Below are 12,162 nucleotides of genomic sequence, written 5' to 3' on the forward strand. Positions count from 1 at the left end.
CGGAGTCGCCCGTCACGTACGACTCAACTCCGCCCGAAGGATCAGAAATCCTATGCCGCGTACGAGTTGAGCTCTCGTCAGAGCGCGTTCTTGGCCGTCGCCGGCGGGAACCCTGCCACGCCCGGGGCGCCGATCAGTTTGGACACACGGCGTAGCCGAGCAGTCGACGCCCGCCCAACCTTCGAGACGATCACCTGCGGCAACGCCTGGTGCCGCGCCCAATACGGCGCCGACCTGAGCGCCGCTTCGAGGGTGTCCAGGCTGGCATCCCACATCTTCGCGTCGGCCTGCGCCATCGCCTTGTCGAGCGCGTACCGATGCTGTGCGGCTTCACTGAGCTGGCCGACGTCATGAATCGAGCTGATCAGCGTCAGGGCCTTGCCCGTCTGCCCGAGCGACACGTTGATTCCGACGGCCTGGGTGGTGGCCGACACCGGTCCGAAGAGAGTGCCGTGCGCCCGGACCTCCTGTCCCATGCGCGCACCCGTCGCGTGCGACTGCGAGAGGTAGTCAGCCGCCCGCTCCTTGTCACCCATCCTGCTGGCCACGACGGCCGCGAAGTTCACGTGTGAGCCGTACACCGTGAGCTGCTCCGGGGTTGCGCGCGAGAACCTGGGCTCGATCTCCACCGCAGCGCGCTCGGCCAGTTCCAGCGCCTCGGGCAGCCTGGCATCGCGGAGATACACCCACGAGCGGCCCGACGTTACGAGCGCCTGCCGAAGGTCGTCGCCGGCGTGCTCGGCTGCCCGCTGCGCATGCCCGATCGAGGCGTACGCGAGGTCACGAACACCCATCAGGTTTGCGACATATGCGCAGATGCGGTAAGCGTCAGCCACCACGCTCCACGCCTCGGCTTGCTCGCCGACGGGCTGCTCGCGCAGCCGTGCGGCCGCCGAGCGCAGCAGCGGCGCAGCGAGCGAGCCTGCCTCGGCGTAGCGCCCTTTCCAGTAAAGGTTCCAGCCCTGCCGCGTGATCGAGGCGAGTTCGCTGAGGGTCGGTGCTTCAACGGTGGTTGCGGCCCCGGCGGCCGTGTCGTGCACGGCGTGCGAGAGCTCCCGCATCATCGTGCGGTCCTCTTGCCGCAGAGCCCTCCGCGGTGCCTGCTGACCGAGAATCACAGAGGTGTCCACGCTGAGCGCTGCGGCGATCTTCAGGAGGGTTGGGAGCGACAGGCGTTTGTCCTGCTCGGCCGCTTGAATGGTGGCGACGGAAAGGCCGGTCATCTCGGCGAGATCGTCCTGCCTGATCTCGGCCCCGCGCAGAATCTTGATTCGCTCGCCGTTACTGTAGTCGGACCACTGCGGCATACTGGTCTCCGTCCCTAGCTCGACACTCGGAACGGTACGCCTGCAACCCGTCGGCAGGCGAGCGAAGTTGGCCCCCGCCACTCGGCGGGAGTCTTTCTGTTCGAGCCGCGCACGCCCACACACGACCAAGGCGCCCCCTGCCCGGCCCGAAGGCGAGACAGGGAACGTGATTCGTGGTTACTGGCGGCGGTACGGTTCCAAGGCCAGTGGTACGGACGGCCGCTCGGCGCCGCCGCTCTTTGACGCGATGGTCCTGGAACTCGACCAGCGGGTGAAGTAGGCCCCCACCGTACGGGCGGGTGTCAGCCCCCCGCCCGTACGGTGGGGCCATGACCTCCACCCCCCGGCGGCGCCGGCGTTCGCGCTGCCTTGCCCCGGCCGAGGGGAACGCGGCGATCCGCCGCCTGAACCACGCCGAGGACGGGCCGGCGTCGGGCGCCGGGGCAGCGGGCTTGCCCGCCGCGCGCGTCACCCGGCCGGCCGGGGCCGCCGTCTCACCGGCCGGTGCGTATTGAGCAGTTCGGGTCCGGGGCGCGGCCTTCGGGCCAGGCCAGGTGGTCGAAGACGGCCGTCCTGGTGGCCGGGTCCAGGTGGACGATGGGCACGGCCTTGTTGTGGGGGTTGCCGTACTGGTCGAGGCAGATCCAGCCGCTGGCGCCGTTGACCCGGTTGCCGCCGTGCAGCCGGAGCCAGCTGTTGGTCACTTCGGACAGGGTGGGTACCTCCACCTTGCCCACCGTGTTGTTGCGGATGCCGGTGATGGCGGTGGTGACGGAGTCGTACGTGATGATGGTGCGCGAGTCGGAGAGCGAGACCGGGCCGATCCCGGTGGCCGAGTTGTTGCCCAACCGGCGGGCGAGGTCGGCCAGTTGCCGGTAGGCGGCCTTCGAACCGCCCGGTGTCTCGGGGCCGCCGCGCGCCCAGGCGTCCGGGTGGGCGAGGGCGGCGTAGCGGACGGTGATGCCGGCGCCGGTGGTGAGCGCCCGCCACCGGTCGCGGAACCTGCTGTCCACGGTGAGGGTGGAGGCGTGCGAACCGCTGATGACGGTGTAGTGCTTGTTGCAGTTGCGCTCTCCGAGCTCGGTCAGGAACTGGCGGAGCTGCACGGGGCGCCCGGCGAAGTAGATGGTCTTGGCGTCGGATGAGCATATGTCCGGCACCATCTGGTGGAAGTCGTTGGCGAGGTTGCCCTCTTCGTTGAAGTCGGCGGGCGACCGGAAGGTCTCCGGGGCGTTGGGTGCCCCCTCGGCCAGCTTCTCGAACGTCCGGCGCAGCGTGGCAAGGTAGTTGTCGTCGTCCCGGATGTCCTCCACCACCATCGTCTCGGACGGCTTGATGTGCGATCCGAAGGAGCCCAGCGCGGCCGCCTGGTCGGAGTTGCTGGGGGCGACCCGGGCCAGGCCCGGATAGGCGCGCGGCCGGGTGGCGCTGTTCATGATGTCGTCGGCGGTCATGGGTCCGGCGACCACGGGGATGCCCTTGGTGCGGGTGAGGAAGGCGACGGCCCGCTCGGTCTCCTTGAGGCTGATGTTGATGCCCGCGACGGCCCGCAGGTTCTCGGAGGTGGTGGCCGCGGCGGCGAGCTGCTCGGCCACGGGCTGCCAGAACTCGTAGTTGCGCCCGGGGTTGGCGAGGAGCATCCGGATGGGCGGGCGCTGCCCGTTGCTCTCGTGGTTGGCACGGTACTGGGCGAGGTAGGCGCCCTGGACCTGCTCGGTGAACTCGTGCTGCTCGGCGGGGTTGTTGGAGATCATCGGGATCATCAGGGCGACGGTGACGGGCTTGTCCCCGGCGACCCTGTCGTTCTCGGCCTTGATCTGCCGGGACACCCGTGCCAGTGCGGCGGTGAAGTGGAAGCCGCCGTCGGTGACCCCGGTGCACTCGCCACGTGCCCCGCGCCTCTCGACACCGGCCGCGCACGAGGGGTCGTCGGTGAACACCGGCTTGAGGGCGAAGAACGTGCCCACGGCGAGGGCCATGGCCACGGCGCCGAGCACCAGGGCCCGGTAGAGCTTTCCGTCCGGCAAGAGCCTCATGGGGCGGACCCTCCGTAGGTCTGGAGGTGCGGCGCCTGGGTCCAGCGGTGCAGTTCCCTCGGCCACTCCTCATGGGCGCGGAAGAAGATCTTCTGGGCGTCGGGGCCGCTGTTCTGGGCCAGGGTGAGCAGTTGCAGCCCGATGCTGTTGATCGTGGCGGCCCGGGGGGTGGCGAGCGGCTGGGAGAGCTCCCACACCTGGCTCACCAGGAGCTCGACGGCTTGGTGGACCGGGTCACCGCCCGCCGTGCAGACCGGACAGGCCGCGGCGTCGCCGGACGGGGCGGGCAGTGAGTCCGGGGGGCGCGGTGCCGCGCACACCAGGTTGACGGCGGCGAGCCAGCCGGGCGCGTCCCGTTCGGTGAACCGGTGGTGCAGGCTGCGCACCACCAGGTCCCTCTCCCCCAGGGCCAGCGAATGGTGCAGGTAGCGCGTGTCGGGGCGGCGGGCGGCACTGCCCTGGCCGTCCGGGTCGTACAGGGACCGCAGCCGCAGATGGATGTTCCGCCACGGCTCCGCGCCGGGTGCCCGGCCGGCGTCGCCGCGCAGCTCGTGCAGGAGCAGGGTCCGCAGGGCGGGGTCGCCGACGAACGGGCCTTCGGTACCGGGCCAGGGCGTCCGGCCCCACCGGTTGTCGCGCAGGTGCGCGCTCGCCTCCTGGACGGGGACGCCACCGGGGTCCTGCGGCGGGTAGTGGCTGCTGAGCCGGTGCACGGCCGTGTCGTCCAGGCCCGGCGCGTAGTAGGTGAGCCGAGCGCGGGCGACCTCGTCGGGGATCAGGCGTTCCAGGAGCACGGTGCTCACGCTGCGCCCCGGGTCGGCCGTTGCAGGGATGTCCAGAAGCCCGTCGAGGGTGATCGCCTCGTTGAGGCGGACCCGCCGCGCCACGGCCGCCACCAGCGCGTGGGCGATGCCCGCCCGGCCACCGCTGAGCCGCAGGATCAGCCGGGCGGCACCCGGCGGCGGGTGGACGCCTTCGAACATGTCCTTGACCTCGTCGAGGTCCAGCGGGGCGAGCGGCAGTGCCAGCATCCACTCGGCCGCCGTCGCGGGCCTGCTCCCGAGCCAGAAGGGCCCGGACGCCCGCCGCGTCGAGGGCGCGGGGCCGTCCTCCGGTAAGGGCGGTGTCTCCCGCAGGGCCGTGGCCACCACGACCGGCCGCACCGTGCGGCGGGGTCCGGCCGGCTCCTCGTGCCACACCCGCGTCAGCTCGTCCAGGAACACCGTGCCCAGCGGGCTGTGGGCGTTGTCCAGGAGCAGCAGCGGACGGGGCACGCCGTTGGCCGTCTGCAGGAAGCCGTAGTGGTCCGCGATGTCCGCGAGCAGGGCGGCGATCAGGTGCCGTTCCGCGAGCCGGCGGTCCTCCGGGTCACCGCGGAACTTCAGCGCCAGTTCGGTGAGCTGGTCGTAGGCGTCACCCTGCTGGGTCACCCGCCGGCCGGTCCACCACGCGAGGCCGCCCCGGTGCGCGCGGCTGCTGAACAGCTCGGTGGCGACGATCCGCATCATGGCCTGCACCATCGCGTCCATCGCTGCGGGCAGGCCGGTCAGCGGGCCCACCGACTGGACCACCTGGTCGACCCAGACGGCGGCCTTGTCCCGGCGCTGCTGCTGGTCGGGCTGGCTGGCCCTGAGCAGTTCGGCGAGCCGGCGTTTCGCGGCCGCCAGCTCCTCGGGCCGTACCGCCTGCCCCGGGTTGTCGTCGCCCTCCACCTGCCAGCCGCTGACCGCCAGCAGTCCCTGTGTCAGCCGGGGGAAGGAGAGCTTCCTGCCGAATTCAGCGGGTTTCCGGCTGAGCCGGTACTGGAGGTGGAAGAGCAGGTCGGACGTGCGGGAGGCGTTCGCCGTCTCGTCCTCGGCCAGGGCTGCGAGCCCCGGCTGGCCGAAGTCGCTCGCGGCGAGATCGGCGTGCGCCTGCGGCAGGCGTTGTGCGTACTGCTCCGCCAGCGCCGTCAGGACGGCGCTCTTGCCGGTGCCCCGCCCACCGGTACACACGACCAGGGGTGGATGACCCCGGCGTGGCAGGTCGATGCGTCCTCTTCCGCTCGGCTTGAGCCCGACCAGCGCGGGCACCACTGTCTCAAGCAGAGCTGTCCGCCCGTACAGCCTCGGCATGCTCCCCCCGTCACCCGGCGCAACACTGCGCAGCCGCGGTGACAGGAGGATAGGTGACCGGGGCAGCGCCCGTACCGGGTAAATCCATTGACCCGGCATCAGTTATTCACCTGTGACTCAGCGGAGTCCCCCCGCCACTGCCGGGCCTCCGGCCGTCGGGCCGGTGGGCCGTCCGGCTGTCGGCCGTCCGGCCGGTGCGGTACGGGAGCCCCCGTTTCGCCGGCCGGGCGCCGTCCGGCGCGGTGGTCGGGCCAATTGGTGGAGCGGGGTCCGCCATGGTCGTGCAGTCACCGCCCGGACAGCTCAATCGCCGGGCGCCCGGCTTTCCCGCCCGCGACCCGTGACGGACGCTGACTGTCATCGGGGACAACCCCGGGACCGGAAGGGAAACCCCGGATGGCGGTCAGCTCCTCCACCCGTACGAGACGGCTCCTGTTCATCACCGGCGCGCTGCTTCTGGTGGCCCAGGTGGCTGGCTGGCCGCCCGGCCGGGCCCCGCGGGCCGCCGCCGACGGGGTGGGCCCGGGGGCGCTCGCGCTCTCGGTGACCGTCAACGGGCGGCCGGGGCGGGAGGCGGAGCGCGTCGGCATCAGGATCGGGCACCCGGTCGTCAAGCGCTACCGGCTGACCAACCGTTCGGGCGCGGACCTCCACCGCGTCACCGTCACCGACCCGACCGTGCCGCGGACCGCCGTGCGCTGCCCGGGGGCCCGGGCCGGGCAGGGCTTCATGATGCGCGGGCTGACCACCGTCACCTGCACCTCACGGGTCGCCGCCGCGCCCGGGCGCCACACGGCCACGGTGCGCGCACGCGGTGAGATCCCCTCGCTCGGCATGCGCCCCCGGGCGTCCGCGACCGCCGGGTACGAGGGCGTCGGCGGTGCCCTCGCGCTGGCCGTCGGCGTCAGCCAGGCCGTGGCGCCCGGCGCGGTGGTCCGGTACACCGTCGCCAACCCGGGCAACCGGACGGTCCACGGCGCCCGGCTCGTCGATGTGGCACTGGGCCGTCCTCCGGTGAGCTGCGCCGGGCGCCCGGCGCCGCCCCAGGCCCTGGCGCCCGGCGCCGTCGCCGTCTGCGTCGCGCGGCTGACCGGACTCCGGCCCGGCGTCCACCGCAGCTCCCCCGAGGTACGGGGCAGCGACCGGCTGTCCACGCTGGGCCCGACCGGCAGGCTGGTGCCGCCTCCGCCGCTGGTGGCGCGGGCGGCTGCCCCCTTCGCCGTGCGCGCCCGGCCACGTCCGGCACCGCCGCCCCGGCTTCCGGGACCGCCCGCCGCCGGTGTACCGGCACCTGGTGCGGTACCGGTGCCCGCGCCCGGACCCGGGGGTGGCGCCGTGCCCGCGCCTGTCCCGAATCCGCCGCCGGCAGCCGTGCCGCCGGCAGCCCTCGCGCCGGGGGCGGCGGGAGTCGCGGCCGGCGCGGCCGGCGCCGCCCCGGCGGCCCCGGGGGCGGCCGGAGCGCCGGCCGGAGCTGCGGGGGTGGCCGGAGCGGCTGCGGCCGGCGCCGCCCCCGTGACCGGTGGTGCGGCCGTCGACCTCCTCGTCGCCGCGGGCGCCGTCGCCGCGACAGGAGTCCCCACCGGTGCGGGCGCGGCCGGCCCCGCTGCCGGTGCGGGCGCGGGAGCCGTGGCGGGCACTGGTGCGGCCGCCGGTGCGGGCACGGCCGCCGGAGCGGGGACGACCGGCACGGCTGCCGGTGCGGGGGCGGCTGCGGGAGCCGCTGGGGCGGAAGCCGGCGCGGCCGGCACGGGAGCCGCGGGGGCCGGAGCCGGTGCGGGAGCGGGCGCGGCGGCCGGCGCGGGCGCAGGAACAGGGGCGGGAGCCGCAGCGGGCGCAGGAGCCGAAGCGGGCGCAGGAACAGGCGCGGGAACCGCAGCGGGCCCGGGAGCCGGCGCAGGCACAGGAACAGGCGCAGGCACAGGAACAGGCGCGGGCGCAGGGACAGGAGCCGGTGCGGGAGCGGGCGCGGCGGCCGGCCCGGGAGCCACAGCGGGCGCAGGAGCCGGAGCGGGCGCAGGAGCGGCTGCCGCCGCTGGCGCGGCGGCTGTGCCGGACGCGGCCGGGGCGCTGCCACCCCCCACCGGGATCACCCCGCTCGAGGACCTGACGCCCCGTGTCCCCCGCGTCCCGCCGGAAGTCGGTGTCACACCGCCCGCCGAGGAAAGCACCGAACGCGCCAGGCCCCGCGCCTCGGACGCCGCCGCGAACCGGTACGTACCCGCGCGGGCCGGTGAAGTGCCCCGGCGGGACGGAACGCTCAGCCCCGTCGTGTCCCTGCTGCTGCTTCTTCTGCCCGCGGTGGCCGTGGTCGTACTGGCAGGGCGCCGGCTATGACCGTACGGCCGCCCCGCCACCCGAACGTGAGGGCATCATGAATCATGTGTTCGAGATGCTGGCCCTGGGGCTGCTGGCCGCGCTGCTCGCCGTGGCGGCGGTGGTCCTGTGGCGGCACTTCCAGCCCGTCGACTGCGACGACGACGAGGAAGGCGCGGACGCCGCCGAGTACATGTCGATGATGATCGCCCTGCTGTACGCGCTGCTCCTCGGTCTGGCCCTGGTCACCGTGTGGGAGATGAGGAGCGGTGCCGAGGGCCACACCTCCACCGAAGCGGGCGCCCTGCACCAGATCACGGTCCTCTCCGAGGGCATGCCGGTGGCCCAGGCTGAGCGGATCGACGTCCTGGCCGAGCGTTACGCCACCCATGTGGTCCAGAGCGAATGGCCGAGGATGCACGAGCACGGGCCGCTGGGCGACCCCGGCTGGTCCCTGGTGCGGCAGCTGCGCGCGACGGCCGCCGCCCCGCCCGACGCGACCCCGTCGCAGCAGGCGACGGCCGGGGAACTGCTCGGCCAGCTCGCCCTGCTGGACGACGCCCGCCGGGGCCGGGAGGCGATCGCGCAGGAGACGCTGTCACCGGTGCTGTGGGCCGGGATGGTGATCGGGGCGATCCTGAGCTTCTGCATCCTGTTCTTCTTCGGGATCGGGCGCAGGATCAGCCACCTGGTGATGGTGATGGGCATGGTCGGGCTGACCGTGTTCCTCGGCCTGCTCATCCACTACCTGTCCACGCCCTTCGGCGAGGTGATGGGGGTGAGCCCCGACCCGTTCACGCGTTACTTCCCCCAGGCGGCCGCGCGGCGGTAGCCGGGGCGCACCCAGGTCCTCACCCCCTCCGGGTGCCGTCCTTGCGCAGGAAGCGGCGCAGCTCCGGAAGCGGCCAGGTGTTGATGACGTCGTCCTTCGTCAGCCATCCGCGCTGGGCCGTACCGACTCCGTAGCGCAGGTACGGCAGGTGGGTGACGGCGTGCGCGTCGGAGTCGACGGCGAACTTCACGCCGTACCGCTTGGCGCGCAGGACGAGCTCGTCGGACAGGTCCAGCCGCTCGGGGTGCGCGTTGATCTCCAGGGCGGTGCCCGTCCTGGCGCAGGCCTCGAAGACCGCGTCGAGGTCGGCGTCCACGCCGGGCCGCTTGCCGATCCGGCGCGTGGTCGGGTGGCCGATCACCGCGACGTTCGGATGCTCACAGGCGCGTACCAGGCGGCGGGTCATGTCCTGCCGGCTCTGATCGAAGTGTGAGTGGACGGACGCCACGCACAGGTCGAAGCCGTCCAGGAAGTCCTCGGGCCAGTCGACCTCCCCCCGTGGGTCGATGTTGAGCTCCGTGCCGTGCAGCAGGCGCATCCCGTGGTGTCTGCCGTCGAGCTCGCGCACCCGCTCGCGCTGCGCGAGCATCTTCTCGTCGGTCATGCGCTGCATGAAGAGGTTCGGGGCGTGGTCGGTGACGGCGTAGTAGGCGTAGCCCCGCTCCGCGGCGGCGGCGACCATCTCCTCCAGCGGGGCGATGCCGTCGGTGAGGTCGGTGTGGGTGTGCAGGTCGCCCTTGATGTCGCGGTCGGTGACCAGATCGGGCAGTGCGTCCCGCAGTCCGGCCGCGATCTCGCCCCGGTCCTCGCGCAGTGCCGGCGGTATCCAGGGCAGGCCGAGACGGGTGTAGATCTCCTCCTCCGTCTCCGAGGCGACCAGGTCGCCGCTCCCGGCGTCGAAGAGCCCGTACTCGGAGAGCTTGAGCTTGTGGCGCACGGCGATCTCGCGGGTGCGGATGTTGTGCGCCTTGGATCCGGTGAAGTACTGGAGCCCCGCTCCCCAGGAGGCGCGGGGCAGCACGCGCAGGTCCACCTGGAGTCCCTTGGTGGTGCGGACGGACGCCTTCTTCTCGCCCCGCGCGATGACCTCGGCGGTGGTCGGGAGGCCGGCGAGCGCGGCCATGAAGGGCGCCGACCGGTCGGCCGCCACCAGGATGTCGATGTCCCCGATCGTCTCCCGCATACGGCGCAGCGACCCCGCGAAGGCGCACCGGTCGCAGCCGGGGATCCGGGACAGCTCGGCGACGATCTGCTCGGCGGCGTCCATCGCGGCGTTGATGAGGACCCGGCCGGCGCCGGCCCTCTGCATCAGCGCGATGCCGTGGAGGATGTTGGCCTCGGTCCTCTCGCCGAAGCCCTTCAGGTCGCGCAGCCGCTCCTGGTGGATGGCGTCGAGCAGCTGGTCAACGGAGGTGACGCCCAGCTCCTCGTGGAGCGCCATGGCCTTCTTGGGCCCCAGGGTGGGTATGGCGATCAGTTCGCGTACGCCGGCGGGCACCGCCGCCCTGGTCTCCTCGATCGTGGGGACCCGGCCGGAGCTCAGGTACTCGGCCACCTTGTCGGCGATCGACCTGCCGACATGGGGGATGTCCAGCAGGCCCCTGGCGTCGAGCGTGGCGACGTCGGCGCGGTGACCGGCGATGGCGCGCGCGGCCTTCTCGTAGGCGCGCGCCTTGAAGGCGTCACCGCCGGTGATCGCGATCAGGTCGGCGTACTCCTGGAGCAGCGCCGCGACCTCGTCGTTGGCCCGGGCCATACCTCCAGGGTGCGCCCGCCCGGCCGAGCGGGCACACCCTGGTCGTCCCGTCGGCTAGGGAGCCATCTCGTACGCCCCGGACAGCGCCTCCACCCGCTCCCAGACGCGCGCCGACCGGGCCTCGTCCACGACCGGGCGCCGGACCGCGCCCAGCGCCCAGCGCTGCTGCTCCTCGGTGGCGGAATCCTTGCCGTGCAGCTCGACGGCGTGCGCGGAGAAGTCGCGTACGAGGACGGCGAACAGCTCGTCCAGCACGTCCTCGTCCAGGCCGGTCAGGCGCGCCTGCTCCAGGATCAGCTGGCCGTGGACGACCAGCGCGAAGAGCTGGCCGACGGCGAGGAGGAGATCGAGGTCCCGGCTCTGCTCCTCGTCGGGTGCGGCGGTGGTGACGAACGCGCACAGGGCGTCCGCCTGCTCCCGGAAGCGTCCGACGTTGGGCACCCCGGCGTAGGCGTCGTAGGCGGCGCGCCAGTCGTGGAAGCGTACGGAGCCCAGGCCGCGGGCCGGCCCCTGCCGGAAGAGGAAGTCGTCGTCCGCGGCGTCGAGACGGGTGGGGACGGGCGCGTAGTCGGCCGGGTCCAGGAGGTGGTTGCGCATGAACTTGAGGATCAGGGCGAGGTTGACGTGCACCGTGCCCTCCAGCTTGGGCAGCCCCCGGATCTCGACGGCGGCCTGGGCGAAGTAGTTGTCCTTCTCGAAGCCCTTGGCGGCGATGACGTCCCACATCAGGTCGATGACCTTCTCGCCCTCCGTGGTCACCTTCATCTTCGTCATCGGGTTGAAGAGCAGGTAACGGCGGTCGTCGGGCCCGGCGGTGCGGAAGTAGTCGACGGCACGGTCGCTGAACAGCTTCATCCCGACCAGGCGGACGTAGGCGTCGGTCAGCTCACGGCGCACGTGGGGGAAGGCGGTGACGGGGCGGCCGTAGAGGACGCGGTTGTGGGCGTGGGTGACGGCCTCGTACATCGCGTGCTCGCAGATGCCGATGGAGGCGGTGCACAGGTTGAACTTGCCGACGTTGACGGTGTTGAGGGCGGCGTCGAAGGCGGCGCGGCCGGTGTGCAGGACGTCCTCGGCGGCTACGGGATAGTCCTCCAGCCGGAACTCGCTGACGTACTTGGAGGAGTCGACGACGTTCTTCACCAGGTGGTACGCCGGGTGGCGGCTGTCGGCGGCGAAGAAGACGTAGCCGTCGGGGCCCTCGACGTCGGTGCGGCGGCCGAAGACGGAGACGAGCCCGGCGGCGTTGCCGTTGCCGATGTAGTACTTGGAGCCGGTGGCCCGGAAGCCGCCCTCGCCGTCGGGCTCCAGCAGCATGTCGGTCGAGTAGATGTCGGCGCCGTGCGCCTTCTCGGACAGGCCGAAGGCGAACACCTCGCCCTGGTCCAGCAGCTCGGCCGCGCGGGTGCGGGCGGCGGCGTTGTCGCTCTGCCAGACGGGGCCGAGGCCGAGGATGGTGACCTGCCAGGCGTACCAGTAGTCGAGCCCGTAGAAGCCGAAGATCTCGTTGAGGGCGGCGATCCGGGCGGTGTCCCAGCGCTTGGCGCCCTGGCCGCCGGAGTGCCCGTCGGCGGCGGACGCGGGGGTGAGGAAGGTCGCGAACAGGCCCTCCTTCGCGGAGAAGGCGAGGAAGTCCGCGAGCCAGGCGCGGGAGCGGTAGTCCTCGATCAGCCTGCGCTTGCCGCGCTCCTCGAACCAGTCGACGGTGGCGCGCAGCAGCCTGCGGGTCTCCGGGTCGAAGTGCGCCGGGTCGTAGGTGCGCGGGTTGAACAGCAGCGGGTCGGCCATGGGTGTCCGCCTTTTC

The 12,162-nt window shown here is 72.7% G+C and carries 7 protein-coding genes; 2 read left to right on the top strand and 5 right to left on the bottom strand.

Annotation, left to right across the window (positions count from 1 at the left end; genetic code table 11):
* Positions 1–77 precede the first annotated feature (77 nt).
* From AB0H53_RS23255 to AB0H53_RS23265, 3 genes are all read right to left on the bottom strand, one after another.
* Positions 78–1,307 carry a helix-turn-helix transcriptional regulator gene (locus AB0H53_RS23255; RefSeq protein WP_362116500.1) on the bottom strand — a complete coding sequence of 410 codons (1,230 nt, stop codon included), beginning with the start codon at positions 1,305–1,307 and terminating at the stop codon, positions 78–80.
* Between the two features lie 494 nt (positions 1,308–1,801).
* Positions 1,802–3,343, bottom strand: a complete 1,542-nt coding sequence (locus AB0H53_RS23260; RefSeq protein WP_362116503.1) for a hypothetical protein — start codon at positions 3,341–3,343, stop codon at positions 1,802–1,804.
* On the bottom strand, positions 3,340–5,337 hold the full coding sequence (locus AB0H53_RS23265; protein ID WP_362116506.1) for a hypothetical protein: 1,998 nt from the start codon (positions 5,335–5,337) through the stop codon (positions 3,340–3,342). The genes AB0H53_RS23260 and AB0H53_RS23265 overlap by 4 nt, the downstream gene beginning before the upstream one ends.
* Positions 5,338–5,853: 516 nt before the next feature.
* Here AB0H53_RS23265 and AB0H53_RS23270 point away from each other — a divergent pair.
* Together AB0H53_RS23270 and AB0H53_RS23275 are read left to right on the top strand one after the other, a co-directional pair.
* Positions 5,854–7,791 (top strand): hypothetical protein, encoded by a 1,938-nt coding sequence (locus tag AB0H53_RS23270; protein ID WP_362116509.1) that lies wholly within the window; start codon positions 5,854–5,856, stop codon positions 7,789–7,791.
* Positions 7,792–7,828: 37 nt separating this feature from the next.
* Positions 7,829–8,602: a hypothetical protein gene (locus AB0H53_RS23275; RefSeq protein WP_362116512.1), complete on the top strand. Its 774-nt coding sequence runs from the start codon at positions 7,829–7,831 to the stop codon at positions 8,600–8,602.
* A gap of 19 nt (positions 8,603–8,621) precedes the next feature.
* On the opposite strand, the gene polX is transcribed toward AB0H53_RS23275, so the two are convergent.
* Complete coding sequence (gene polX, locus AB0H53_RS23280) at positions 8,622–10,358, bottom strand: DNA polymerase/3'-5' exonuclease PolX (RefSeq protein WP_362116515.1); 1,737 nt, start codon at positions 10,356–10,358, stop codon at positions 8,622–8,624.
* A 54-nt stretch (positions 10,359–10,412) separates the two neighbouring features.
* Positions 10,413–12,146 carry an acyl-CoA dehydrogenase family protein gene (locus AB0H53_RS23285; protein WP_362116518.1) on the bottom strand — a complete coding sequence of 578 codons (1,734 nt, stop codon included), beginning with the start codon at positions 12,144–12,146 and terminating at the stop codon, positions 10,413–10,415.
* Positions 12,147–12,162: the final 16 nt, after the last annotated feature.

The organism is Streptomyces sp. NPDC050856 (assembly GCF_040653855.1).
Lineage (GTDB): Bacteria > Actinomycetota > Actinomycetes > Streptomycetales > Streptomycetaceae > Streptomyces.

Coding starts and splice junctions, on each gene's coding strand:
- AB0H53_RS23255 (WP_362116500.1), bottom strand. CDS start 1,307: ATGCCGCAGTGGTCCGACTACAGTAACGGCGAGCGAATCAAGATTCTG.
- AB0H53_RS23260 (WP_362116503.1), bottom strand. CDS start 3,343: ATGAGGCTCTTGCCGGACGGAAAGCTCTACCGGGCCCTGGTGCTCGGC.
- AB0H53_RS23270 (WP_362116509.1), top strand. CDS start 5,854: ATGGCGGTCAGCTCCTCCACCCGTACGAGACGGCTCCTGTTCATCACC.
- AB0H53_RS23275 (WP_362116512.1), top strand. CDS start 7,829: ATGAATCATGTGTTCGAGATGCTGGCCCTGGGGCTGCTGGCCGCGCTG.
- polX (WP_362116515.1), bottom strand. CDS start 10,358: ATGGCCCGGGCCAACGACGAGGTCGCGGCGCTGCTCCAGGAGTACGCC.
- AB0H53_RS23285 (WP_362116518.1), bottom strand. CDS start 12,146: ATGGCCGACCCGCTGCTGTTCAACCCGCGCACCTACGACCCGGCGCAC.